Origin of the sequence: Methylocaldum marinum (genome assembly GCF_003584645.1) — a bacterium.
Taxonomy (GTDB): Bacteria; Pseudomonadota; Gammaproteobacteria; order Methylococcales; family Methylococcaceae; genus Methylocaldum; species Methylocaldum marinum.
Genome location: NZ_AP017928.1, coordinates 5,324,379 through 5,348,926 on the forward strand (window position 1 = coordinate 5,324,379; position 24,548 = coordinate 5,348,926).

The 24,548-nt window shown below is 57.5% G+C and carries 27 protein-coding genes; 18 read left to right on the forward strand and 9 right to left on the reverse strand.

Features of this window, described 5'->3' with window-relative positions; translation table 11 throughout:
* The first annotated feature begins 197 nt into the window (after positions 1 to 197).
* Together sS8_RS23735 and sS8_RS27810 are read left to right on the forward strand one after the other, a co-directional pair.
* Positions 198 to 953, forward strand: a complete 756-nt coding sequence (locus sS8_RS23735; protein ID WP_145986661.1) for a hypothetical protein — start codon at positions 198 to 200, stop codon at positions 951 to 953.
* Entirely contained in the window at positions 950 to 1,384 is a 435-nt protein-coding gene (locus sS8_RS27810) for a hypothetical protein (protein ID WP_145986662.1), read from the forward strand. Before sS8_RS23735 ends, sS8_RS27810 begins: the two co-directional genes overlap by 4 nt.
* Before the next feature lie 90 nt (positions 1,385 to 1,474).
* Here the strand turns inward: sS8_RS27810 and sS8_RS23745 are convergent, their stop codons facing one another.
* Complete coding sequence (locus sS8_RS23745; protein ID WP_119632981.1) at positions 1,475 to 2,320, reverse strand: IS66 family transposase; 846 nt, start codon at positions 2,318 to 2,320, stop codon at positions 1,475 to 1,477.
* Positions 2,321 to 2,350: 30 nt separating this feature from the next.
* On the opposite strand from sS8_RS23745, the gene sS8_RS28350 reads away from it, so the two are divergent.
* Positions 2,351 to 3,277, forward strand: a complete 927-nt coding sequence (locus tag sS8_RS28350; protein ID WP_170161230.1) for a threonine ammonia-lyase — start codon at positions 2,351 to 2,353, stop codon at positions 3,275 to 3,277.
* 286 nt (positions 3,278 to 3,563) lie between these two features.
* On the opposite strand, the gene sS8_RS23760 is transcribed toward sS8_RS28350, so the two are convergent.
* Both sS8_RS23760 and sS8_RS23765 read right to left on the reverse strand, forming a co-directional pair.
* Positions 3,564 to 4,019 (reverse strand): hypothetical protein, encoded by a 456-nt coding sequence (locus tag sS8_RS23760; protein WP_119631945.1) that lies wholly within the window; start codon positions 4,017 to 4,019, stop codon positions 3,564 to 3,566.
* 1,175 nt (positions 4,020 to 5,194) lie between these two features.
* Positions 5,195 to 6,709, reverse strand: coding sequence for a right-handed parallel beta-helix repeat-containing protein (locus tag sS8_RS23765; protein ID WP_170161231.1), 1,515 nt, complete (start codon positions 6,707 to 6,709; stop codon positions 5,195 to 5,197).
* Positions 6,710 to 7,164: 455 nt separating this feature from the next.
* Here sS8_RS23765 and sS8_RS29660 point away from each other — a divergent pair, with 455 nt between their 5' ends.
* Complete coding sequence (locus sS8_RS29660) at positions 7,165 to 7,299, forward strand: hypothetical protein (RefSeq protein WP_269461477.1); 135 nt, start codon at positions 7,165 to 7,167, stop codon at positions 7,297 to 7,299.
* A 42-nt stretch (positions 7,300 to 7,341) separates the two neighbouring features.
* On the opposite strand, the gene sS8_RS23770 is transcribed toward sS8_RS29660, so the two are convergent.
* The 3 genes from sS8_RS23770 to sS8_RS23780 form a co-directional block, all read right to left on the reverse strand.
* Positions 7,342 to 8,049, reverse strand: a complete 708-nt coding sequence (locus sS8_RS23770) for a TylF/MycF/NovP-related O-methyltransferase (protein ID WP_119631947.1) — start codon at positions 8,047 to 8,049, stop codon at positions 7,342 to 7,344.
* Positions 8,050 to 8,088: 39 nt separating this feature from the next.
* Positions 8,089 to 8,280 (reverse strand): hypothetical protein, encoded by a 192-nt coding sequence (locus sS8_RS23775; RefSeq protein ID WP_119631948.1) that lies wholly within the window; start codon positions 8,278 to 8,280, stop codon positions 8,089 to 8,091.
* A gap of 510 nt (positions 8,281 to 8,790) precedes the next feature.
* Positions 8,791 to 9,858: a GRAS family protein gene (locus tag sS8_RS23780; protein WP_170161233.1), complete on the reverse strand. Its 1,068-nt coding sequence runs from the start codon at positions 9,856 to 9,858 to the stop codon at positions 8,791 to 8,793.
* 627 nt (positions 9,859 to 10,485) lie between these two features.
* On the opposite strand from sS8_RS23780, the gene sS8_RS23785 reads away from it, so the two are divergent.
* The 9 genes from sS8_RS23785 (at position 10,486) to sS8_RS29390 (ending at position 17,091) form a co-directional block, all read left to right on the forward strand.
* Positions 10,486 to 12,009 (forward strand): hypothetical protein, encoded by a 1,524-nt coding sequence (locus tag sS8_RS23785; RefSeq protein ID WP_145986663.1) that lies wholly within the window; start codon positions 10,486 to 10,488, stop codon positions 12,007 to 12,009.
* Between the two features lie 143 nt (positions 12,010 to 12,152).
* Positions 12,153 to 12,920, forward strand: a complete 768-nt coding sequence (locus sS8_RS23790) for a hypothetical protein (protein WP_145986664.1) — start codon at positions 12,153 to 12,155, stop codon at positions 12,918 to 12,920.
* Between the two features lie 81 nt (positions 12,921 to 13,001).
* Positions 13,002 to 13,133 carry a hypothetical protein gene (locus sS8_RS29665; protein ID WP_269461478.1) on the forward strand — a complete coding sequence of 44 codons (132 nt, stop codon included), beginning with the start codon at positions 13,002 to 13,004 and terminating at the stop codon, positions 13,131 to 13,133.
* Positions 13,134 to 13,181: 48 nt separating this feature from the next.
* Entirely contained in the window at positions 13,182 to 13,661 is a 480-nt protein-coding gene (locus sS8_RS23795; RefSeq protein WP_119631952.1) for a hypothetical protein, read from the forward strand.
* 89 nt (positions 13,662 to 13,750) lie between these two features.
* Positions 13,751 to 14,851, forward strand: a complete 1,101-nt coding sequence (surE, locus tag sS8_RS23800; protein ID WP_119631953.1) for a 5'/3'-nucleotidase SurE — start codon at positions 13,751 to 13,753, stop codon at positions 14,849 to 14,851.
* Between the two features lie 470 nt (positions 14,852 to 15,321).
* Positions 15,322 to 16,287, forward strand: a complete 966-nt coding sequence (locus tag sS8_RS23805) for an IS110 family RNA-guided transposase (RefSeq protein ID WP_084161956.1) — start codon at positions 15,322 to 15,324, stop codon at positions 16,285 to 16,287.
* A gap of 207 nt (positions 16,288 to 16,494) precedes the next feature.
* Positions 16,495 to 16,560, forward strand: coding sequence for a type II toxin-antitoxin system VapB family antitoxin (locus tag sS8_RS29380; RefSeq protein ID WP_232020680.1), 66 nt, complete (start codon positions 16,495 to 16,497; stop codon positions 16,558 to 16,560).
* Positions 16,561 to 16,685: 125 nt separating this feature from the next.
* Positions 16,686 to 16,853 (forward strand): PIN domain-containing protein, encoded by a 168-nt coding sequence (locus tag sS8_RS29385; RefSeq protein WP_170160882.1) that lies wholly within the window; start codon positions 16,686 to 16,688, stop codon positions 16,851 to 16,853.
* A 10-nt stretch (positions 16,854 to 16,863) separates the two neighbouring features.
* Positions 16,864 to 17,091, forward strand: coding sequence for a PIN domain-containing protein (locus sS8_RS29390; protein WP_119631954.1), 228 nt, complete (start codon positions 16,864 to 16,866; stop codon positions 17,089 to 17,091).
* Here the strand turns inward: sS8_RS29390 and sS8_RS30080 are convergent.
* A complete protein-coding gene (locus tag sS8_RS30080; RefSeq protein ID WP_119631955.1) occupies positions 17,033 to 17,314 on the reverse strand; it encodes a DUF4389 domain-containing protein in 282 nt (93 codons plus the stop codon). The genes sS8_RS29390 and sS8_RS30080 overlap by 59 nt on opposite strands.
* A gap of 198 nt (positions 17,315 to 17,512) precedes the next feature.
* On the opposite strand from sS8_RS30080, the gene sS8_RS23825 reads away from it, so the two are divergent.
* Both sS8_RS23825 and sS8_RS23835 read left to right on the forward strand, forming a co-directional pair.
* A complete protein-coding gene (locus sS8_RS23825; RefSeq protein ID WP_119632982.1) occupies positions 17,513 to 18,037 on the forward strand; it encodes a DUF2127 domain-containing protein in 525 nt (174 codons plus the stop codon).
* 1,129 nt (positions 18,038 to 19,166) lie between these two features.
* The gene (locus sS8_RS23835; RefSeq protein ID WP_119631957.1) at positions 19,167 to 20,495 is read left to right on the forward strand and encodes a transposase; all 1,329 of its coding nucleotides are present in this window, start codon (positions 19,167 to 19,169) and stop codon (positions 20,493 to 20,495) included.
* 903 nt (positions 20,496 to 21,398) lie between these two features.
* Here sS8_RS23835 and sS8_RS30085 read toward each other — a convergent pair.
* Positions 21,399 to 21,704 carry a hypothetical protein gene (locus sS8_RS30085; protein WP_145986665.1) on the reverse strand — a complete coding sequence of 102 codons (306 nt, stop codon included), beginning with the start codon at positions 21,702 to 21,704 and terminating at the stop codon, positions 21,399 to 21,401.
* On the opposite strand from sS8_RS30085, the gene sS8_RS28355 reads away from it, so the two are divergent.
* The 3 genes from sS8_RS28355 (at position 21,675) to sS8_RS23850 (ending at position 23,676) form a co-directional block, all read left to right on the forward strand.
* Complete coding sequence (locus tag sS8_RS28355) at positions 21,675 to 22,163, forward strand: hypothetical protein (protein ID WP_170161234.1); 489 nt, start codon at positions 21,675 to 21,677, stop codon at positions 22,161 to 22,163. The two genes, sS8_RS30085 and sS8_RS28355, sit on opposite strands and share 30 nt — an antisense overlap.
* Entirely contained in the window at positions 22,064 to 22,285 is a 222-nt protein-coding gene (locus tag sS8_RS30090; RefSeq protein WP_119631959.1) for a PEP-CTERM sorting domain-containing protein, read from the forward strand. The genes sS8_RS28355 and sS8_RS30090 overlap by 100 nt, the downstream gene beginning before the upstream one ends.
* A gap of 803 nt (positions 22,286 to 23,088) precedes the next feature.
* Positions 23,089 to 23,676, forward strand: coding sequence for a hypothetical protein (locus tag sS8_RS23850; protein ID WP_119631960.1), 588 nt, complete (start codon positions 23,089 to 23,091; stop codon positions 23,674 to 23,676).
* 408 nt (positions 23,677 to 24,084) lie between these two features.
* Here sS8_RS23850 and sS8_RS30095 read toward each other — a convergent pair whose 3' ends face one another.
* Positions 24,085 to 24,414: an IS1 family transposase gene (locus sS8_RS30095; protein ID WP_119631962.1), complete on the reverse strand. Its 330-nt coding sequence runs from the start codon at positions 24,412 to 24,414 to the stop codon at positions 24,085 to 24,087.
* Positions 24,415 to 24,548: the final 134 nt, after the last annotated feature.

Sequence of the window (24,548 nt, forward strand, 5' to 3'; positions counted from 1 at the left end):
GTCGACGCGATAGCGGCGGTCGGAGGTCTCACACAAGGCATCGCGACCGGGCGTCGAGTCATCTGCGAGCGGTGTCCGGACCCCTTGTTGGGTCCGGACCAGACGAGCGGGGACGGCCGGGGCGCCGAAGGCAATAACTCGTCGCCAATTTTTTGCTCCTTTTGGTGACTTGGAGGTCCCAAAAGGTTTCGCAAAAAATGGCGACGCAATCGGCCTATGTGGGCAACAATCCCATCAACTTCACCGATGCCGATGGGCTGCTGGCGCGGCAGGTGGGGACGTGGCTGGATACGAACGTAGGCAGTTACTATGGCAGCTCCACAGGCTATTACGTGCCCGGTCCGATCCCGCAAGCCAACCTCGATCTAGGGGCCGCCTCGCTGACGGTCAATGGCGCGGCCAACCTGGTCAATTCAGTGGCCAACAGCGGCCTGAATCTCCTGGGTGCCGCGACTGCGCCTCTCGATCGTTACTCCGGGGAAATCAACACCCTGGCGACCTCGGGATTGGGTTCCCTCGGTCCTTACGGTCAAGTGGCAGGCGCCGCCCTCCTGGGCACGACTCGGGGATTGAGCGCAACGGCTGCATTGATACGGACGGAGACGATCACAAACACAGCAGCCAGAGCAGCGGAGCTTCGCAACGCAATTCCGGCAGCTCAGCAGAGTCGAATTACGATGGGAGTCGGTCTGGCCGAGGATGCTAGCGGCGCGACGCAAGTACTCATTGGAACCAGTGAGCCACGAGGATACCTCCGGCCAGGCGTAACGCTAAATCCAGGCGAAACCCTTGTTCGTGGCAGTGGACATGCAGAAGCAAACATAGTGAACTACGCTCAGGAGAACGGCCTCAACTTATTAGAAGTTGGAGCTACGAGACCAATTTGCCCGGCATGCGCTGCCGCTATTGAGGCCGCCGGAGCGAAACCAGTTACGCCGCTTAAAGTTCCATGATGACAACCCGCCTAAATACTATTAGTCCCGAATTAGCAGGGTCATTTGGAAAAGCAGATCCAGCTAAGCAGCGACGAGCTGTTGCCGTCGCTTGCGCCGTCGCTGTATCACGAGTTGGACTTGATGACGCAGATGTTAAGACCGCTATCGATTTTCTTCTGAGCGAGAATCCTATAAGCCATACGTTGCGGTTAAAGATGGAAGCGCTTTCAGCAGATTTTGATAATCAATACTTCGCTTTAGAGGACGATGCAAATGAAACCTCGCACAATGTGGCATTAGGGTTCTTTTCGAAAGCACGGGCTGCTTCCGCTGTAGCATTTGCCTTGTCTGAAAATCTATCTGAGTTGCATGAAGCGCTGTATGAAGCGATTTCCGCACTCGACGATCCAACCGAAATCACTGACATCGTAGCGAATATTTTGCGTTGATAGGAGCGGGCTCAACCGCTATGCCTACGTCGGCAACAATCCGGTGAATTTCACCGATCCCAACGGACTGGTCAGGTGGGTGGCGGGTTCCTATTTTGGCCCGCCTTTCTGCCCCGGCGCCTTGGGCCGCTCGGGGAAGATAGACAAGCCGAGCGTAACCCACCGGTCATAGTCGGCCAGGAGACGATCACGCGTTGCTGTATCCACCGCGCTCCGCCCTTCAGCGCGGGCCGCCTCTACCGCCTTCTTGCCGTCCACCAAGATTTCCCGGAGCCGCACCGGCCAGCGGTGTCCACGGGGCGCTTCCTCGAAATAGCGCAACTCCCGCAACAGGTGAGCGCTACACAGGCTATGGGTCACCTGCGTGAAGTGGAAATAGGGCGCCCAAGGATCATGGACCGCATACCCCATGAATTTGGGCAGGATCCCCGCCGCCTGCCCGACCCAGTTCTGGATCGTGCCGTCGGACGGTCGCACCCCATACTGATCGGCGAGGATCTCCGCGGTCCGCCCCAAGGCCACAAAGTGCCCATCCACCAGAGCCACCGCGTAGGCTTTCAGACGCGGGCCGTAGCTCACATGTGGCGTGACGCCGAACGGAAACACGCCCCGATGCACGCACCCGCACGCGCAGGTCACAATCCGCTGCCGGTATTCGATCACCTCGGCCTTGGGTTCGGGAATCTCGATCTGCTGCCGCCGCTCGCCCAGCCTCCCCGGTTGATCCGCCAACGACAGACCGCAGCCACACGTGCCCAAGGGGCTTATCTCCCGCGCCGCATCGGGCGTTTCCGTCCACGCCCGCGTGATACCGACATGCCCCGGCTGTCCGCCATTCGACCTGGACCCGGGCTGGCGCGGCTCCGCCGCTTGCCGATTCAGCCCGTCCGCAGTCAATATGAACCGGGCTGCGAACAGGCTATTCAGTCCATACATTCGAAGTGCCAAACAAAACGTGTATCCGCCATGCCGACACCCTTGAATGAAGTTCTGCGTCCTGCGGCCATCATCGAAGCTCCGCGTCTCTCGCGAAGACTCGGGGCAACCCTTACCTTAGTCAGCGAAACCTTCCAGCGCACGGGCAGCTTTAAGTTTCGTGCCGCCTACCACCTGGCCTCGAAAGTGCCGCAACGGCACATCATTACCGCGTCGTCGGGCAATTTCGGACAGGCCTTGGCCTATGCCTGCCGGCTGCTTGGAAAATCCTGCCGGGTGGTCATGCCAAAGACTTCGGCGCGAGTCAAAGTGGACGCTGTGCGGGAATACGGCGGTATCGTCGAGGAGGTGGACATCGCCGTGAAAAGCCGGGCCGAGCGCGTGGCGGAACTTGCTGCCGAGCATCCCGACGCCTATATCGCCAGCGCCTATGACGATCCGTGGGTCATCGAAGGCAATGCCAGCCTGGGGGAGGAGATCGCCGCATTACACAGCAACTTCGAAGTCGTCATCGCCCCTGTCGGCGGCGGCGGTCTCACGGCCGGGCTCGTCACGGGACTGCGTCGGGCCGGAAGCGCGACGCCCGTCATTGGCGCGGAACCGTTGCTGGGCAACGATGCCGCGCGCTCCCTGAAAGCCGGCCGGATCGTCGCCAACCCATCCGAACCGCAAACGCTTGCCGACGGCGCACGCACCGTAAGCCTGGGCCGGCATAACTGGGAAATTTTGCACACAGGGCTTTCCGGCATTGTCGAGGTGCCGGAAGCCATGATCGCCGAAGGAGTCAGGCTGTTGTTCGAACTGGCCAACCTCAAGGCTGAACCCACCGGCGCCTTGGGCGTAGCCGCCCTCCTGACCGAGCCGGAACGGTTCCGCGGGCGGTCGGTGTGTTGTGTCATCAGCGGCGGAAACGTGGATCCGGAAATTTACCGGAAGTTGCTGGCCGTCGTGGGATAAAAGCCTATTCCCAGTAGGTTCCAAACACCTTTCGACAGGCCTGTCCTGATCCTGCCAACGTGCCCAGGGCGAACGGCATACTGAGATAGACTCTAACTAGGAGTGCACTTGCCGGACAGCGGAACAGGGTGATTGTGAAAGGGAAAAGCCCGCTTTCCTGGCGGCACGGCAGTGCCGTTGTACCCTCGCTTTTGAGTGCCGACACAAGGGCTTATGAGCCCCATTCTTGCGTCAAAGCGTTCTGCCGCGGATATTCCGTGGGAGAAAACTAAGGAAGCGTGCCGCCTCAGCTGCCCAGCAGGAATTCATAAGCCCAGCGTAGCATCGACATCTCCGTCGGGTGGCGGCCATGTAGTTCACTGATCGAGTAGAATTGTCCGCCCTTGTCCCGCACTTCCGAGTGCGGTGCATCAAGGGTGGTGAAGCGCGCCAGATGGAGGTTGACCATTGCCCGCGGAATTTCCGCGCGCCGCAGAAACTCCCGTTCCACCACGAGCATTCCTGGTTCGAAGCCCAACTCGGCATTGAGTCGCATGCCGAGGTTCAGCTGCTCTATGAGATCGATTCTTCCGGCCTGCGCAGCCTCGTCCTCGATTGGGCTGGACAGAAACGGGAGTGGCCGAGGACACAGGACGCTACCGGTTTCGTGGCACAAAAAAAGCAATCGGGCGCTGAGGGGTTGCAGGTGAAATAGCAGGAAGCGGGGCTCGGCGTCGGGGTTCATGAGGCTGATTTTCTTCATTCGGTATCTTTGCCGGGCGCTATGCCGGAGGAATAAATATCCGTCGGAGTGCAATAAATATACTGCCCGCAATCGGAGGCAAAAACTGACGGTGCAGATGCGTGTCTGCTTCAGGGCAAAACACTACAGCATTTGTTTAGAAACACAATATGTCCAATGGATCAGGCGACATTCCGAGATTGAAGTCGTTTCATTCAGTCTCAGATCACCGCATGGCTTGGCGTACCGCCCCAAACCAGGCGCGTGAATGCGCGCCGATCTTTGACATGGTGTGGACACCGGCTGAATAAGCCCGGGCAATTGTTTCATGCCACGGATCGATAGCTGCTTCAAGGTCGAGCCTCCGGTTCTTCGATGGAGGCTCTTATCTGACGACAGGCGCAGGCAACCCCATTGAAGGCACAGAACCGGCAGCGAGTGACATGGTATCCGTTCAAAAAAGCTTGGGTGTGTGATATGCCGCATTATGCTGTGTCAAATGACACAATTTTGATTTACAAAATTGAAAACCCGTGTATTCTACGCAGCAGGGAAGCGATCTTTTCCATGGCTCCATAGGGGGAGTTGGTCCACACAGGACCTATGGTTTTAGACGGCGGAGTTTAGGCGTGCTTTCCTGGACATTCAGTAACAATTCGATGAGGGAGATATGATGAAAAACACCAAATTGTTCAAGCTAATTGCATTGGTAGCGTCTTTGGGGCTTGTTAGCTTTCAAGTAGCGGCAGAGCCCCACTTTTGCGCCGCGCATTGTGCGAAGCACGGCGATACAAACGCCAAAATGTGCATGACCCACTGTTCGTCCGGTGTGGCCGAAGGACATGACTGTGCAGCACATTGCAAGAGTCTTCCTACGGATGATCAGGATCAGGCCTGCGCGATGCACTGTTCGGATACAAAGCAGTAACTATCGAAACTCCGCCCGGCAGTCTACGGACAGACTGTCGGACCTTGTTCTCGTTTCGGCAATTGCACAATTCGATATCCGGCGGAGGCCGGACTGAGGAACGAAATCCGGTGCAATGCCGGTTCCCAAAAGAGTTAGCTCACAAGGCTATACCGTCTCCATGCTGGAAATTTCAAATTCTGCCTCGTCTTCAAGAGGCGCGATTTCACTTCGTATAAAGACCGTTTAAGCGACCAATTAAATGTGAGAGTTGCCTCGCGAGTTCGCTTTACCGCGACGGCGTCCTCCGGTGGACCAGGTACCGGAGACATTGCTCGAGGCTATCGAAGCCGAATTTCTTATAGCCGCCGCTTTGGCATTCGTGCCTTCTGGACGGAACAGCGTGTTCGAAAGCACCGATGTCGCAAAAGTCGTCACCGGGCTCCGCCCGGCTGACGCCGCGCTGATCGGTCACGACTCCGGCGGTAACACCGTCGGTCGTACCTTCGCAGCCCAGAGGATTGCCATTCAGGTCGCGAATGAAGGCAATCCGATCCAGCGCTATGCTGCCTCTTCGAAGCGCATGGGTCAGCGTCGGCCCGCCATTGTCCCCGAGGGGACCGAGCCTGGGATCGCCGATCAGCGGGGGATTCGAGTAGCTCGGGTCGAAACAACCGCCGTCCTCGATCAGATTTTGCCCGCTGAATGTAATACGCGTGGTGCCGGTGGCGCTCACGCAGTCGCTGCCGATGTTATCGGCAAGAATCGAATTGATCATGGCGCTTGTGTCGATATAGATCCAGTGCTCTCCGCTCTCGCGGTATACGCCGCCACCGAGCTCAGCGACGTTATGGGAAACGGTGGCGTTGATGAGCGTAAATTCGGTTCCCGGTAGTTCATCACTGCTATCGCTGGGTATCACGTGAATCCCGCCTCCTTTAGTCTTGCGATTTCCGTTTCCGGACACGGTACTGTTCACGAGCGTGGCGTGAAGAACGGCAAGCTCGATGCCGCCGCCGGTATTGCCGGCGAGGGTGCTGCGGGTCACGGATAGCACCCCTCGTCTCTCATAAAATGGGAGGCCGCCATGAGCCGAGACACCGCGATCCGCATTTCGCGCGACGGTGCTGTCCGTCAGATAAATGTCGCTTGCATATCCTCGGATGCCATGACCGCCATTGTTCTTGATTACGCTGCTCGTGAGCCGCAGCGAGGCAAAGCGTGCCGATATGCCATCGCCGCTATTGTCGGTAATACGGCTATTCACCAATTCAAGCTCCGGCGGACACTCGATGCCGAGGGTCGCAGCCTCCAATACAATGCCGGTGTCGCCATTTTTCAGTTCGACCTCGTTCAGTTTGACGATCGGCGGAGGCATATAGACGCCTTCGGCACAAAGCGAAAAAAGCGTCAGCAGGTCGAATTCCGGGGTGTCCGGACGGCGCGAGCGTGCGATCGAATGACCGTGGCCATTGATCGTGATATAGGTTTGAACACTCTCGGCACAAGGATCGGGCTCGGGGCTGCAGTAGCTCCTCACCTCGGGCAAGGCTTCCGTGAGGATAACATCGCCGGTGAGTTCAATGATGTCGGTCTCATCCTTGGAACCCGCCGGGCAGCCTCCCGTATACGTGTTGTTATCCGCCGCGACGATGGCATCGGCCAAGGTGCAAGCCACGCCGTTGGCGTCGATCGCACCCACCGTGAGGGTGGTCGCCTCGGCGGACTCGGCCGTCAAACCGAACAACGCAGTGAAAAGCGGCAAAAGTCTACGAGGAAATCTGCGAAAGCCGAACGCAGTCATGTCTCGATCCTCCTTGTCCATACCGAAGTCCTGCACGCCGGATAGCCGAAAGCGCGTCCTTCAAACGAGATCCGAGGACTTGCCTCTTCTGAGATAAACGGTATCCGGAACGTGACATCCTGGACTAAAGGACATACCAATGGTCAAGAAAGTAAAGCCACAAGAACTCCCTCTCCCTCCGGGACAAACCGGCAGCGCGAGGCGCAACGCGACGAGCGGGCAGGCCAGGGATGGGCTGGGGCTGCCCCGGACTCGCAAGCGAAGCGGGACAGCGTGGCGATTCGAATAGGACTTTACTTTCTTTACGCTCAGTAACTGAAATGGATGTCCACATGGGCTTTGCAAACCGAGAACGGAGCGGCTCGAAACCCAGCGTCGTAAGCGGCCTCTTGCCAAGTTAGTCCATACATCGGAACCAAAAATGCTGCGGACAGCGTTTTTTCCAGTATGGAACAATGGCCGTGCTGGTGGCAGGCCGCCTCTTCATCCGCGCGAACGATACGGAGGAAAGCGTCTTCGCGACCGAGCCAATCATCCCGCCCGATAACGAAAGCACGCAATTTTGCTGTTTCCGTACGATGCACGCCTGACCCGCACTCTACCAGACACGCGACTTGGAACCTTGTCTTCGGCTATGGCCTCACCACAAAATATTTCCAAGTGCACTTTGCATGGGACTGCGGCTTCTCGGACTTGTCCCGAAAGAATTCGTCGATAGCTTTGGTCGCGCCGGGCCAGCGGTTATCCCCATATTCATCGAACATGACGACGCCGCCGGGAGTGACTTTGCTGTATAGCGTCTCCAAGGCCAATTTGTAGGATTCGTAAAGATCGCAATCCAGGTGCAGCAGCGCGATCTTCCCCTCGTAATTCGGCAGCGTATTGTCGAACCAGCCTTTATATAGCCGTATTCGGTTCTGGATGACGTCCTCCGGCAATCGTCCATCCTTTAGAACCCTGAGAACGGTTTCCGGCGGATTGGCCCAAAATCCCTTTCCCGTGATCGGCGTCTTTTCGTCCTTGTCCACAGGGGCCGGAAAACCCTCGAAGGAATCGAAGCCATGGTAGGTACGCTCGACCCCGACGTATTCGCTCAACAGTTGGAACATCAAGGCACCGTGGCCAATGGAAACGCCGCACTCCACGATGTCCCCCTCCACGTCCCGCACCCGTTCCACCATGTCCTTGAAATACAACATCCGGTGCAACGCGCCACGATAGACACGCGGCAGGAACGGTGAGTGGTTGTAGTCCGCGGGGATGCTTTCCTCCAACGGATCGCGCCGGGTGATGTTGTAACCCAAACGATGAAATGTCTGCTTCATGATTTTCTTGAGCATCTCCGCCTCAGCATGAAATTACACAGGGTGCTTCGTTCATCAGGACCGGACGGCAACGAAATACATTCTGATTGCAGCCGCATTGCCGCTGATCGAACCCGGTTCTATTCGGCACCACGACGCCTTGAACGCCTGCATCGCCGTCACCGAATCAAAATCATAGGTGAAAACGAGGTTGCGGGTTTCACCCGGCACGTACGGTGCCGCGCTTTCCGGATAATGGCGCAGCAAATCCAGCCCCTCTTAACGACCACTGAAATGGAGGGGGCATGAAGACGATTCCGGGGCGCACCCGCTCGGTAACGAAAGGCAAGACTCAAATCCGTCCGCTTTCGGGACCGGGCAACTCAGCGCCGCTTGCTGTGCTGCTCCCGGGTTGGCGTCGCGCGGGTTGATCCCGGCGAACATACCTTGCTCTGACTTGGTCAGCAAGTAGCCCCGAGGAAACCCAACGGTATCCGGGAGACTCGATGCGCCGACCATTCCGGATGCCTCGGAACGCCATCCGGACTATGGTGGTTCCGTCATGGCGATATGAAGGAACGTGAATGAAAGGTTCAGGCTTTTATTTCTTGACGTGAACGGTTTGACCTCTGACTTCGGGCAAGGGCGCTGTGGAGGGATTGGCTCAGTGTGGGAGGGATCGGATCAGGCTTCCGTTTCAAAAAAACATAACCACGTCGTACAAGCGAAATCCAAAGGTAATAACAAAAGCCCGACCCCGATGCTAATCGCGGTGCCCTAAACGAATGCATGCACGATGGATATCATGTTAATACCTTTGTGCCTCATGGCTAGAAGACCCGGAGATTCCTGCCGACAGCTAATTTCCTTCGCCTTCCAGGTTTCACCTATACTGAATTGCCTGCCAATGCGAAAGCCGGTCTTGGCAAGATACTCAAGCCAGCGGGAGGTACGTTCATGACGTTCAAAGCGCTGGTCATCGGAGTGAGAAACCACATCCTGGATTTCCCTGGCAAAAAACGCCTTCAGCCCATTTCTTCTGAAATCACCGATAGCGAGTTGGTCGATAATGCTGAATATATTCCCATAATGCGTATAGGCATTCTCTACCCTCTGACGCCAATCGCTCTCCATGTGGTTACTGTCCGGTTCGGTCAAGAGGAGGGCATCGGGCTGCATTTGACGAACCATATCAAAAAATGCGATCCGTTCTGCCGTGCTGGGGATATGGTGGGCGATCAGTGAAGCATTAACGACGAGTTTATCGAATTCATCGGGCAAGGCTGAAAGCAATTGCTCCGGCATCAACTTTTCAACCAGGCAATTTACCGGAATGAAAATGACTTTGAATGGCGCTTGCTCTGCCGCTTTGGCAACCATTTCTCCGGCATGGGTCAAGGCCTCCTGAAATGGCTCAACACCGATTACGGTCAAGGTTTTCAAGCGAGTAGCATCCGAAATGGACTGAATCAGTTTAGCCGCTTGAATGCCGCGGCCTATGCCGATATCGATCAGCACAGCATGCGGAGCTTCGGCGATGACATGCTTGATGGCATCGTTAACGATTCCATGACTCATGCTGACCAGCGGAAACTGGTTGATAAGGAGATCAAAAAGCACGATTTGCGGAATTTCGAAGCGTTTAAGATAAAGATGCTCACGCTTCTCGTCACGAGGCATGAATCTGTCATAGATAGCGTTGAGGAACTGCATGTCCAAAAATGCTTGCGGTTCGTTTTCAGCGCGTTCCGTATTGTATTCGATCAATTGCCGTAATCGGGTCAGATGATGCGGAGCCGGATGACATGCAAGTTTGCCAAGCAAATCTTTTAAATCGCCACTCATCGAAAAGTTATGGGGGTTGTGCATGGCATATGATCTCCTATGGTAGTTGTACGTTTTTATATATCTTTCTTGCCGGCCGGGAACAAAGTTATGGCGTCAACCAGGTTTGTTAACGGTACATCCCGCGCGGTAACGCTCTGCCGTTTTGGGGGTTAACCATGTGAAAATAAAAACACATCCGACTGACGATCTTCGGCCGCCGTTATGTTCTTGTCGATACTCTGTTCAGCAGGCCATTGGGGCATTCCCCTATGATTGTATGGCGAGTCAACAAACTACGAAGTGAAATATCGCACAGCGCATCCACTTTAAAACTGATGCGTTGGATGCGAGGGACAGATAATGAGTATCGGCTGCGCTATGCCATGCGACGATCAACACCGCTCAAACTGTCAAGCCTTCTCGGTTCGAGGGGCTTTTGCGTACGCCATTGTTTCACTTGTGGTGGAGGTATAAGTTTTGCCCCTGTAGGACAGAGGAACAAAATCCGGGCCTTGCAATCTACCAGGTTGTGGCGACATGAAAATTCTTTGATGCAAGGCGCTTCTGCTCTGATCCACTTCAGGAACACGGGGCACTTCGCCGCATTCCCTTTATTCAGGACACGATCCTCGGTCAGGAGGACCTATGAGAACCCATACACTTTGCTTCGTGCTCGCGGCGATGATCGGATTTGCATCCGCCGCGAACGGCTGGAACAACGGTTCGAGCAACGATAATCAGCTCCCCGAGTCACTGGAGCGGAAGGTCCGGAATCTCCGGACCGACCTCGAGTCGAAAGGCTACGAGGTCGCGCGGGGAGCCTGGAACCTGTTCAGGATCGAGGACTGCAAGTTCGCGATCGAGACTATCGGGAACTGCCTCGGGAATAACCCGGCGGCGCCTTATCTCATCCCTTCCGTTCCGCTCTGGCCGGACGAGTTCGTGGACCAGAACGTGAGGGACCTGCTCGGCCCGACGCCGGACGACACCTGGTGGACATACCGCCTCGACGAGCGCGAGGCGCTGGTCGTGTTGGCGCAGCTCCCACCGCCCGGAAGGTATTTCGGGATGCAGACCTACATTTTCTCGCGAGAAGGCGAGATCGACACCACGGATGAGGTCTACCAATCCGTAACCGATGATCCTTTCATGCAGAACATCCTGTTCATGATGTCGCCGAACCCGTCCCGTGTGCTGGTGTTCTCGAGCATCGGCAACAGCAACAACAACGTCGTCACCGAGCGGCAGTCCGGAGCAGCCTTCAATCAGCAGCGTTTTTTCATCATCACGCCGGATGCGGTGATGGAGCGTGCGCTTACCGAGGCGCTCCTGCGGGCGGGCGTCCCGAATCGCAACCATGTGTTCATCGAACCCGTGTCGACGGATCTCGCCCGGCTTGGGCTCGGTTCCGGGGAGGACGACCTGATGACCCTGATGCGCTATTCGCTGCCACAAGATGAGACGGCCGGCGATGAGTGGCGCCGGCAGCTTCCCCTGGCCGTGCTCCGGGTGAGGGATACGAACACGGCGCGCCCGACCGAGCCCTATCCCAAACCTGCCTATGATGAGCGGATCGCCCGCTCCGAGCTGGGACTCAAAGGCGATGTAGAGAATCTGGTCGAGGCGGTCAAGCAGCTCTGGGGGCAGCCCGCCGCCAAGGACAGGGCATTCGAAAGTCTGATGCTCACGGTGGACCTCATCGGCCAGCACTGCCTCGAACGGCCCATGAACTGTCTCGGTGACACCCAGGATGCCGATTACCAGATCAGCCCCACGGAGAGCATCGACTCGGGTGAAGTTCTCGCCGTCGTCGGCACCCTGGGCACCGCCACCGGCAACGCCACGTACACGAGTCTGGCGCCCAACCGGATTCCGGCTCTGGTGGGCGTCACGAACATCTCGGACCCGGATCTCAAGGGTAGCGCGTCCGCCTTTTCGGAGACGGTCGGCAACACCGACAAGCTCTATGTCTACTACTTCGCGCGCGAATGCGGGAACCTTCCGAATTGCCGCGAAATCACCGAGGAGATGGTTCCCCGAGGCGATGCCGTCAAGATCGTTCAGCGGAACTACGTCGTACCGGGGGCGACCCGGGGTCCTGAGCCCAAGAAGCTCGTAAACCCGACGCTCATCCAACTCGACGGGGCGAAACGGCCGTCGAGCCGTTAAGGAAGCGCTGAATCAGACGTCTCCCGGAGGGAGAGGTCTGAAGTGAGGGTGATTCGAATAGGACTTTACTTTCTTTACATACAGTCATCAGAGCTTCCGTAAGGACACGATGGTTGGTCAGGAGGACCTCTATGAGAACCCACATGCTTTACTTCACCCTCGCGGTGATGATCGGATTTGCGTCCGCGGCGAACGGCTGGAACAACGGTCCGAGCAACGGCAATCAGCTTCCCGAGTCGCTGGAGCGGAAGGTCCAGAATCTTCAAGCCGACCTCGAGGCGAAAGGCTACGAGGTCACACGCGGCTTTTGGGACCTGTTCACGATCGAGGATTGCCAGTTCACGATCGCCGTGATTGGAAACTGCCTCGGGAACAATCCGGTGTCACCGTACGTCGTTCCCGCCGTTCCGCTCTGGCCGGACGAGTTCGTGGATCAGAGCACGAGGGATCTGCTGGGGCCGACGCCGGACGACACCTGGTGGACATACCGCCTCGACGAGCGGGAGGCGCTGGTCGTGCTGGCGCAGCTTCCGCCGCCCGCGAAATACTTCGGGATGCACACCTACGTTTTCACGCGCGAAGGGCTTGTCGACCCCGCCGATCTGGTCTTCCTATCGGTCACGGACCTCTTCCTGGGGGAGTTGCTCTTCGCCCCTTCGTCGAACCCGTCCCGCTCGGTGATGTCCGCGGCCTTCGGTAACAGCATCAATAACGTCGTCATCGAGCGGCAGTCCGGAGCGGCCTTCAACCAGCAGCGCTTCTTCATCGTCACGCCGGACGCGGTGATGGAGCGGGAAGTGATCGAGGCGCTCCTGCGGGCGGGCGTCCCCGCGCGCAATCAGGTGTTTACTACCCCCGTGTCGACGGAGATTTTCCGGGCAGGGCTCGGGCCCGAGGCGGACGACCTGTGAATCACGATTCGCTATACGCGTCCGGAGGACGAGGAGGCGGGTGATGAGTGGCGTCGTCAGCTTCCCTTGGCCGTGCTCCGGGTGAGGGACACGAACACGGCGCGTCCGACCGAACCCTATCCCAAGCCTGATTACGATGAGCGGACCGCCCGCTCCGAGCTGGGGCTCCAAAGTGACTTCGCGGCCCTGATCGAGGCGGTCAAGCAGCACTAGGGACAGCCTTCCGCTCCCGAACAGCCGTTCCAGGCCCTGGAACTGACCGTGGATCTCGTCGGGCAACACTGCCTGGAACGGCCGATGAACTGCCTCGGCGATAACCAGGACGAAGACTGGCGGCTCAGTCCTCGTTCGAGCATCGATTCGGGCCAGGTGTTGGCCGTCGTGGGGACTCTCAAAACGGCCACCCGCAACGCGACGTACTCGGCCATCGCACTCAATCGCTCGTCAGTTCTCCAGGGCATCGGAAACATCTTTGACGAAGATCTCGCGGGGACCGCGTCGGCGTTTTCTGGAACGGTCGACAACACCGATCGGTTTTACGTCCAGTACTTCGCGCGCGACTGCTCGGGGCTCTCCCACTGCTTTGAAATCACGGAGGAGATGATTCCGAAAGGCGAGACAGTCGCGTTCATCGAGCGGAACTACGTTGTTCCGGGTACGGCCCGCGGCGCCGATTCCAGGCAGACGCTGACGCCATTGGTCATCATCTTCGATGGCAAGGCGCGGCCGTCGAGCCGCTGAGGAAGTGTGCCGCTGCGAGCGCCCGCGGAAACGCAGAAAGGCCCCGTGGACGCTTGTGGCTGCAAGATGCCCATACACGGAGGTAAACCATGCGTCCCAACGACCTCAAGGAAGCTCTGATTAAGTCCTTCGACAGGCTCAGGACAGGCTTGTCGAGCCACGAACGGAATCCACTTGATCAGAGCTTCCTCAAGCACCGAGGCATCGTCGCCGCGGCATTCGCCGCCTTGTTGCTCGTATCCTCGCCCGGCGTCCGGGCACTCACGATCGCCCTCAGCGACGACGACGGCTGGGATGCTATCGGGATCCAAGCCGCCAAGCGGGCGCTGGCGGCCGCCGGCCACACCGTGGTCCTCGCCGGCCCGCTCAATGAGCAAAGCGGCAGCAGTGCGGCGATCAACCTGACTGACCTCCGGATTACCAAGCGACGCGACGACGAGGGCGCGCTCGAGTATTCCGTTGCGATCGGCGACGGGACGGAAGGCGCCGAACCCGCGACTAGCGCGCTCGTTGCCATGGACATCGCCCGGCAAAGCACCGGCCGGTTGCCCGACTTGCTGGTGTCCGGCATCAACGTGGGCGCCAATATCGGCGCCGCCACCCAGTTTTCGGGTACGGTCGGTGCCGCCATTGCCGCGCTATCCCCCATGTTCAACGGCGCTGTCCCCGCCATCGCGATCAGCACCGATCCGTTGTGCGGCGAGTCCACACCGGATTGCAAGACAGCGAACGAGGCTCATTTCGCGCGGGTGGCGGACTTTCTCGTTGGCGTCATAACCCGCCTCGAACGTAAGGCCGGCTCCCTGGACGGCGAAAAGGGCCTGCTGCCGCAGGGGATAGGTCTCAACATCAACTACCCGCCGCTACCCGAGCCCGCCGGCGTCCGCGTCACGCGTCAAGGCCGCACGGTGACCTTTGCGGACGATCTGGTGGTGAGCTATGCCGCCGATACGGTCACCATCAACATCGGCTGTCATGAGCCCTGCGCCGATGTACCGGCCGGAACCACGCTCCGGGGCGGGATCACGAAGATTGTCCCCGACGAGACGCCCGAGTTCCCCGGCGCCGACACCACGTGGTATGAGCGAGGGTACATCACCATCGTGCCGATCACGCCCGACTATACGGCTGACGCGCCGAGTGCCTTCTCTCTCGGGATAGATATCAAGGATGGCCTTGGCAGGCGATAGACGGTGATTTCAACGGGCTCAGCGTTTGTAGGTCGGCAATCCTTTGCCGACGAAAACGTTGGCCCAACTGTGCACTGTCGGGAAGGGCGGCTTCGGCGCTCCAATCGCAAACGGTCATCCCAGGACGGCCGTTTGCGATTGGAAGGGGCGTCCTGGCGCTCCCAGGACGGCCGTTTGCGATTGGAAGGGTCGCGACTAAAGCGACCGTTTGCGATTGGAAAGGATTCCCGACCTTGTATTATGAATTCCGTGTGGTTCGGAAGGGGTTGGAGAAGACTCCCGACCGGTCACCACAGGCCTGGAGGGCGCTCCAGGTTTGAGCGACTGGATGCCGTTCCCGCCCTTGGGACACCAAGCCCGTTGCGTAGATCGATGCAGCAGTCGCTCACCCTCATCGAGCGATCGAACAGTATCTTCGGCCCGGCTTGCCGGCAGCCCGCATTCACAAGGTAGATCATTTGAGGTTCATGATGCCCACGTTTTATCTCGGAATTGATGTCGCCAAAGCCAAACTGGACTGCGCGTTACGCCTCCCCAACGGGAAGTTCCGAACCAAAGTCATCGCCAACTCCCAAGACGGGTTCGCCACCCTCGTCACTTGGCTCACCGGCCCAGAGGCACGGAATGTTCACGTGTGTATGGAAGCCACTGGGGTGTATTGGGAAGACGTCGCCCAGTGCTTGGCTACCCAAGGGTTCACTGTCAGCGTCATCAACCCTGCCCAAATCAAAGCCTATGCCGCTTCCCGCTTAACCCGGACCAAAACCGATGCCGTCGATGCGCGCCTCATCGCCGAATTTTGCGCCGAGCGCCATCCGCCTCCCTGGCAGGCGAGAAGCGAAGCCGAAATCGCCTTGCGCGCGCTCGTGTTGCGTCTGGATGCGTTGCAAGCCCTGCGGACCCAGGAAAGTAACCGCCTGGAGGTCGCCCGGGACGCGGTGCGCACCAACATTCAAGAACACCTGAATTGGCTCGATCAGCAGATCAAGAGCCTGATCAAAACCATCAATGAGCACATCGACTCTAACCCCGATCTGAAGGGGAAGCGCGAATTACTCGAGAGCATCCCCGGTATCGGGGAACGCACCATCGCCATTCTGCTCGCCTTCTATGCCGAGCCCAGCCGCTTCGCCAATAGCCGACAAGCCGTCGCCTTCGCCGGGCTCGACCCGCGCCGGCAGGAGTCCGGAACGAGCGTGAAAACCAAGCCGCGGCTGTCCAAGGTCGGCCATGCCTTCTTGCGCAAAGCCCTCTACATGCCAGCCATGGTGATCCTGTATAAGACCGCTTGGGGCCAGCCCTTCAAGAACCGGCTCGCGCTCTCGGGCAAGCCCGCCAAGCTCATCATCGGTGCCATGATGCGCAAGCTCCTCCAGGTCGCTTTCGGCGTCCTCAAGTCCGGAAAACCCTTCGATCCAGCACTCCATGGCACTTGACCCGGATAACAGTATCTACTCGCGAGTGCCCGTACAGCAGGTATGAAAATGGTCTAGACGGTGATCCCGACGAGAACGGTTCTTTAAATGTTGGAATGTGAAGACTGACCGCGATAGATGCCTATCCCACATCTTTGGCTTGCCTGCCGAATTGGGCAGCTTTGAAATGTGTAAAATGACCATATTTGACACACATCGGAATCAGGCATGCGAACCAATATCGTCGTCGATGACGAGCTAATGAACGAAGCTCTGAAATCCACCGGCCTTTAAAACCAAACGGGAGGTGGTAGAGCTTGGATTCAAGACACTCGTCCGCTTGAAAAACAGGAACAGATCAAAGCGTTCAAAGGAAAGCTCAAATGGGAAGGCGACCTTGACGCTATGAGAACCGACGGGTGATCGTGGTCGATTCCAGCGTCTGGATCGATTATTTCAACGGCATCGACACGCCCCAAACCGCCATACTCGACGAACTGCTCGGCGTGGAACCGCTGGCGATCGGCGACTTGATCCAACCGAGGTCTTGCAAGGATTTCGCCAGGATGGCATTTCCGAACGGCTAAACGGTTGCTGATGTCGCTAACCGTTTATGACTTGCTCGGCACCGAACAGGCGCACAAAAACGTGGAGAATTATCGGGCACTCAGAAAACGGGGCATCACCACCCGCAAAACCGCCGACGTCATCATCGCTACATTCCGCATCGAAAAGGGACACGCCCAGCTGTTTTCCGATCGGGACTTCATTCCGTTTGTCGAGCACCTGGGATTGCGAACCGTCGGGGGATACGGGGTGGAATAGTCGGGGCGTGTTGGAATCGAAAGTAAACAACAAAAGCCTGACCCCTTCGTTTAACGCCGAGGTAGGTGGCTCGGCCGGTAAAGAGATGGGCGATGAATTGGAACAGCACGATGGCCCACAGAATAAAACGTACGATGCCAAAGAGCGCAAAAAATAGAGCCATGAACAACAGGCGTTTAAAGGCGTTCATGCTGACTTGATTGTTGTCGATCGGGTCTTTCATAAAATGCAAAGGATAAGAAACGCAGTGAAGCTACTCAAAAATGTATTGCCAACGGTCCAGCTAAGCCATCGGGGACGCAGCGCATGACAGCCGGCGTCAAAAGATGCAGGGTCTGATCATGTTCGCAATCCAACCGCCCGATTCCGAGTTCATTTGCTCGAAAAGTCGGCGGCCGAGGATTTTAGGAGGCACGTGGTCATGGGACAACTATTATCTGCCAAGCAAAATAGCGCCGTCAGGTCTTCACGCTCGCTGGGAGGTTTACGCGTGATCGCGGCGGTCGAGTTGAGCAAAGGTGTGCTGATCGTGCTGGCAGGATTCGGACTCCTCTCGCTTATCCATCACGATGTGCAGCACCTGGCTGAGGAAGTTGTCGGTCATTTTCACCTCAATCCAGCCAGCTGGTATCCGAGAATTTTTATTGATTTGGCTGGGCAACTTACGGATAAGAGGCTTTGGTTCTTTGCCGGTTTCGCATTTACTTACAGTGGGTTGCGGTTTATCGAGGCATATGGATTGTGGAGAGGCCGGCGCTGGGCGGAATGGTTCGCCGTGGTGAGCGGTGCCATCTATATTCCCATAGAGATTTTCGATCTGTTGGCCGGGGTCTCGTGGATCAAGGTCCTGATTTTCGCCTTCAACTTAGGGATTGTGTCTTATGTGGGCTTTTCTCTAGCAAGGGCTCCTTTAACCGCGTCTGGAACGGCCGAGGGAAACCGGTGACGATGGTGTTCCTGTATACGAAGGTGGACATCTATGACAGAAAAGACGGCCGTGTAATCGCGTCCTCCGGTGGTGGGGCGCAAGTGGGATGGGGGGCCATGGTCTGTTTGGCAGAGCTGATCGAACTTATAAGCGCCCGAGGACTGTTTGGCGCGGGTCAGCAAACGGTTGTGAATGCTGAGCCGTTGTCAGTCAGGCACGTCTGGATACGGAAGGGGGCAGGCTGGCTGGTTTCACGAAGGAGCGGGCGGTGCGGTTGGGCCCGAGGGCGACAGCCCCCAGCGGATGGCGCGGTCGATGGCGACGAACAGGTAAAACGGCGCGATTCACCGTGATTGGCGTAGATAGTCGACGATGGCTTCCTGGGCCGGCGTGAGGGTGGTGTGCTGGGTGACGGTGTTTCCACTTGCGGGTTGCCCGGTGATGCCATGCTTTTTGGCCAAAGCTCGCTCGCTCAACTTGGGGTTTCGAATTTCCTGCCGTCCCGCGGGCCTTCTTGTGAAGGCGAATCTGCATCGTAATGAACCTCAACCAGACTGACCGAAAACCTCCCGGAGAATGCTCCGGGCCTCGAACAGAGGATAACTCCTTCTCGGCAAAATCACATGGGACGTGACGGTTAGTTCGTGTACGGCGCATTAGCGTTAGCGTAATGTGCCGAATGGAGATTCCCATGCGGGGGAATAGGCGAGTACGCTATTCCGCCCTATACGGGCTATGACCCCCTCACACTCAAGGCACGCTTGCGGCGCTGGGGGCTTTTCGTCCCATCAGACTTCACGACTGCCTGAGGGTCGACGAGTCCAACCGCCGGATTCGGAAGACCGCATGTCCGGTAGTGTGAGAGAGGTGATGGGCGCAATCCCATCACCCCGATCCGATCCTAAAAGTCGCCCGCAAATTAGGCAAATTTGCGGCGGCCTAATCTTATCAATCCTGCCATGGCAGAACCAAATAGCCAGAGGCCGCCAGGGAGTGGTACGGCCGCAACGTTGCCCGGCACTACTACCCAGATATTACTAACCTGAGGAGAGCAGCCCTTTAAAGGTGGAATCAAAAACGCGAGTATGTCTGCCCTGATTCCTGATTTAATTTCTCCCCGCCTATAACCTCAAATACCCCACGCGTTATGATTGAACTGCTCTGCCGGAAAATGCCCCTCTCGAGCTTGCTGCGCGGGTTATTGGAGCGCTGCTTTGCCGCGGAACGGCTGGAGGCTTTGTTCGAAGCGCACGCGCGCGAGCAATACACCCGTGACTTGTTGTTCTCCACGGTCTGCGATCTGCTGCTCTCCGTCGTTCTGCGCGTGTATCCCTCGACCCACGCCGCGTACCAAGACCGCCAGCAGGAACTGAACGTCTCGGTCGTCGCCCTGTATGACAAGCTCAAAGGGATCGAAGTCGCCGTCTCGGCGGCGCTGGTCCGGGAGACCGCACGGGATTTGTCGGCCCTCCTCGACGCCCTGGACTGCCCGCCGGAACCCGGGTTGCCCGGCTATGCCGTGCGCATCCTGGACGGGAATTGCCTGGAAGCCAGCGAGAAGCGGCTGGGCGTCCACCAGGGGCTTGCCGCGGCCGCGTTGCCGGGCAAGTCCCGGGTCGTGCTGGACCCGGAGCGCCGCCTGCTGGTCGAGGTCGTCCCTTGCGAGGACGGCCACGCCCAGGAACGGTCGTTGCTGGAAGCCGTGCTGCCGACCGTCCAGGCCGGAGAGGTGTGGATCGCCGACCGCAACTTCTGCACCCTCGGCTTCCTGCGGGGCCTCCAGGAACGTCAGGCCGCGGTGGTGGTGCGCCGGCACGGGAGCCTCCCCTTCGGGGAACAAACCCCCTTCGCCCCGGCTGTCGGGGGGGAGGAGGGCCAGCGCCTCTTCGAGCAACGGATCGAAGTGGAAGGCCGCACCTACCGGTGCGTCCGCATCGAACTCCCCGCACCGACCCGCGACGGCGACACTCATCTCGACGTGCTCACCGACCTGCCAGACACGGTTGACGCCGCCACCGTGGCCCGCCTGTACCGGAAGCGCTGGACCCTGGAAACCGCGTTCCAACACCTCGAGCAGCACTTCGCCTCGGAACTCAATACGCTGGCCTATCCGCGAGCGGCTCTGTTCGGATTTTGCCTGGCCCTGGTCGCTTACAACGTCTTCTCGGTCATGCGTGCAGCGCTCGACAGTGCCCACTCGGAACCCGTCTCTAAGGGCGTGTCCTCCTATGACATCGCGCATGAGATCAGCGCGACTTTCCGCGCACTGCTCCTACTGGGCGAGGCCCTCGACTGGCAATTCCTGGCGACCTGTCCTCCGGTCCAGTTCGCTCACTGGCTTCGCGACGTGGCGCGGAACGTCCGCTTGGACAGCCTCAAAAAACATGGACGCGGCCCCAAAAAGCCTCCCCAGAAAAACCCGTATGATCCCAAACAGCCCCATGTCTCCACGTACAAGTTGCTCCGGGATCAATAGCGGACACCTTAAAAGGGCTGCCTGAGGAGAGCTACCGTTCATGAGATTGAGGTTGACGATACCGCCGAGTCCTGGTCCCGCGGCGTTGGCATTTGTTGAACTGGTCAGATCCGACGTCCAAAAAATAGGGGGTATCCAGTCAAATGTCTCAATTGCACCCAAGTTACCGGCAAGCTGTGAAATTAGGTTCTGGCTCTCGGCGGTGGTCGGCAATCGCCAGTCGGAAATAGTTTCACTGCCATATTGAAAGCTGAAGTTATCAGCCCAAGTAGTGGCAACCCACCAACTTCCAAACCACCGATCTAGGTCGATACGATAAAAGAAATCGTCAGCGGTGATAGTGTGGGGGTTGCCCAAGGCGGGCGTAACAACCGTACCCAAAAGCGGTCCCGTGTAAGGACTACCGGTTGGATTGGCCGTTGTGCTCCTGATGTCATTGGAAAAAATCAGTCCATTTGACACCCAAGTTACGTTAGATACGTCATCATAGATCAACCCATTGCCAATATCCGTCAAATCCGCTTGGGATGGAGTACAGAACAGAGACGAAGCGAGTAACAGTGTGGAAGTAATTAGCGTTCTTGAATAATCGGTATTTTTCATATCGGATACCAGTAAAGAGATCGGAATGCGAAAATTACCTTACTTCACGATGATGGTTTCAAAGCAAGCAAGTCACACTGGACAAAGCAAATAGCGCACCGATTTATAGAAACACTATTGGCGTAGCCTAACCGACCAAACTAATGACAGCAGACAAGGGAAATCTCGCGCTACTCTATGTGGTTTCGCACACAGCCGATTACCTTCGCCTAATATGGCCAGGTCGGTCTTTTGTTATTTAATTCGGACTGCGTTTTTGTTTCAAAAAGCACAGCCAATTCACACAAGCGAAATATGAGGTCAATCACAAAAGCCTGACCCCTTAGCTGCTAACCCGCACAAGTCGCTGGGTCGCGGTTTCGGAAGCTTCGCCCGGTGGATTCCGGCGGCACGACCGGCCGCTTTTCCATCGAAAACGATGTCAAAAAATTTTACAGTTGCCTTCCCCGCACCGGGCGCGCTGTCATGGCCTTCAGAAAAGCCCTTGATAAACAGACGAATAGATGTTGGTTTTGTTTTTGCATGAAGGCAATCCGGGTAATTCCGCCCGCCATCCCGTGTACAAAGGAAACTGTCATGAGCAAGACCCAAGAAAAATTGCAGCAAGTTCCGTCTCTCCTGGCGCGGTCCGCATCGGCTGCCGGAAGGCGCAACGCTCTGATCCGGAACCTGGCCGCCGCGGCTTTCCTGGCCGTCCTTCTGCCCCTGGACCGCGCTGAGGCCATCCCCATTGTCATGAACTTCACGACGGAGCCCGGTCTCGTGACCGGCACCATCGTCTGGGACGCCGACTCCCCCACCTCGCCCATCAACAGCCTCAGCTCCATCGATCTGAGCATCGATGGGCACGACTTTACCCTAGCCGAGGTCGGCTTCGCTGTCGGCTTCGAAAATGATGGGGTAATCGGGGGCTTGGTGAGCGGTGTCGGTGGGCTCTTTTTCAGTAACAATGATTTCAGGATTGAATGGGACGCGGCAAATTTGACTCCTATCTCATTCATTTACACCATCCCCACCTCCGGGGGGGCCTTGTTTCTACCTCGACTTTCACCCAGTTCAGCGTGACAGCGCAACAAGCGGTGCCGGAACCCGCGACCCTGACCCTCCTCGCGGCGGGTCTCACCGCGGGGCGCCTCGCCCGGCGCCGGCCTGTGCAAGCTTCGGCACCGCGGTACAAACCGGTATGATCTTTTGCCCATACTCAGGCTGATCTTCTCGAGCAACACGTGTAGGGCGTATTAGCTTTAGCGTAATTCACCGAATGGAGATTCCCATGCGGCGGAATAAGCGAGTACGCCCTTCCGCCCTTCATGGCCTCAACCCTGAGCCGCCGAACTCCGCTGGAGTTCGAACAACAGTGGCAAATAGCAGCCTGACTTTTTTGTCCGGAAAACTCTTGCCATATGAGACTGTTGGACGACACGGGTCGGAATAGCGGGAGCGTATTGAAATCGAAAGCAAAAAACGAAAGCCTGACACCCTCTCCTTTCACCCTTTCACTTTCATTTCACCCTTTCCAGGCCGAGGTGGCGCGGTGGCATTGAGTGGTCGCGCCCGCGCCCGGGGCTTGTGCGACCGAGCTCGTCTGTCCTTCACTTCGGACGGGTCGGGTAGACCGCGAACCTCCGCGTCTTCGGCGCGCTGCGATTCAGGGAGTTGCCGGGCTTGAACGCTCTCCCTGTCCCACACTTTGTCCAGCGCGGCAGTTGTCCTGGAATGGTTCACTGGATAAACTGGAGACGTGTGGAGGTGGTGATTTGTACCCTGTTCTGGGCCAGTGAGCCGGCTGGACGTTTTTGGCGGACAGCGGCCGTCTCCGCAGCCTTACCGGGTAAGGCCAAGAGCTCTACACTTACAGAACCCCTGTCAGGCGGAGCCAGTCTGACGCAGATCTGTCCCTCAGTCAGTCCGACGTCACCGGCGGCTTGCGTGGATACTTTCTTCGCTCCAGGGGGCGAAAGATTGTTCTAAAAAAGAGGGGGAAACGAAGATGAGATATGTCAAGGCAAAAAGTGTGGAGGAGGCGAAGGAGCTCTTTGACGGGTTCTTTTCCCATAATTACTCCTACAAACCCCAAAACTGCAAAAGCGCGTATACCCTTCCCCAGCAGCGCTGGTACAAGGTCAACAAAGACGGCCCCGACGACGCGCCGTACACTTTCCAGCATCTATACAGATTTTATCTCTTGCCCAAAATCGAGAAATGCTTCAAAGCTGAACCCAACGGGGTGTTGGCGCTCCTCGGTCCCGGCTGCCACAGGCTCACCGTCATAGCCTTCGGTACCCCCGCCTGGAAAAGGCGAGGGCCTGTTTATTCCGAAACGAAGCCCAAGGGGCTTTCCAACTCTACCGATGTCGAACTGCTCACGTATCATCGGGCGCACCCTGCCGTTAAGGCGCTCAAGATGGCGAAGGGCATCGGAAAGTTCGGCGGTGATGTCGTGGACGGGATCCTCCAAGGATTGACGGACGTTTTGTTTTTACCCGACACAGTTGGGAATATGGCGGGAAACGCGTTGGTAAAGGTTTTCGAGAAAGACGAGCAAGTCAGTAGCTGGGAGGGCAGTGTCCATTTTTAGTGAGTAACTAGAGAATGATGTGATCGAGATTGTAGGAGTGAAAAAAAGGCCTTATGGGGGCTTCGTGTATGTGGATCGATTTGGAGAAGGCCAGGGTTTTTCGGGAATAGAGCGCCAAGCGTTAGCGCAAGGTATTGTTCCAGCGCTCGACGTGAACCGTTCGACCCGCCGATTTCCGGCAACGCCGATGTTGGTTTACGGGCATCACAGCGGCATACGGTTCCCAGCTATCGGTGTAGACCTGAGCCTCACGATAGCGGGTCGGAAGTCGGTTCCACCGTTGGCGGGCCGTGGCTTCCGTGCGGTCGCCCAAAGTCGGCCACGATTTGGCGAGAGTGCGGGGCGAAGGCGATTCACAGCCACACCGGTGTGGCCTTCCGGCCAACATCGTGCCGGACCTCATCGCATTCAAGCACGGGTGGGTCTCCGCTGGCCTGCGGCGGTTCGGCCACGGTGATGCTCAGCGGCGGCAGCCTTTGGACTGTTTTTGAGCCACTTGGCGACCGTGGCGGGTGCGACGCCAAAGGTCCGTTGGAGTCCCCGTAAGCTGCTGCGCTCCTGATAGGCGCGCAGAATCTGTTCGCGCTCGGCCTCGGAATAGCCGCGGGGAGAGGGATTTTGACGACATGGTCGGCCACAGGTGTGGCACAGGAATCGTTGTTTCCCGTTCGGTGCGCGACCGTTTCGAACGATCCGATCACTTCCGCAGTGCTGACACAGAAGAATTTGAACCACCATCGCTGAGACCTCTAAAGCATTGATCTACTTTAGACGTCATCATTCTCAGGTTATTCACTACCAAGAAAATCGTCATCTGGTTTCTCGTTCTTGCACAGCTTTAGAAAGAGTCGGGCTTTGCCTTTTTATATTGG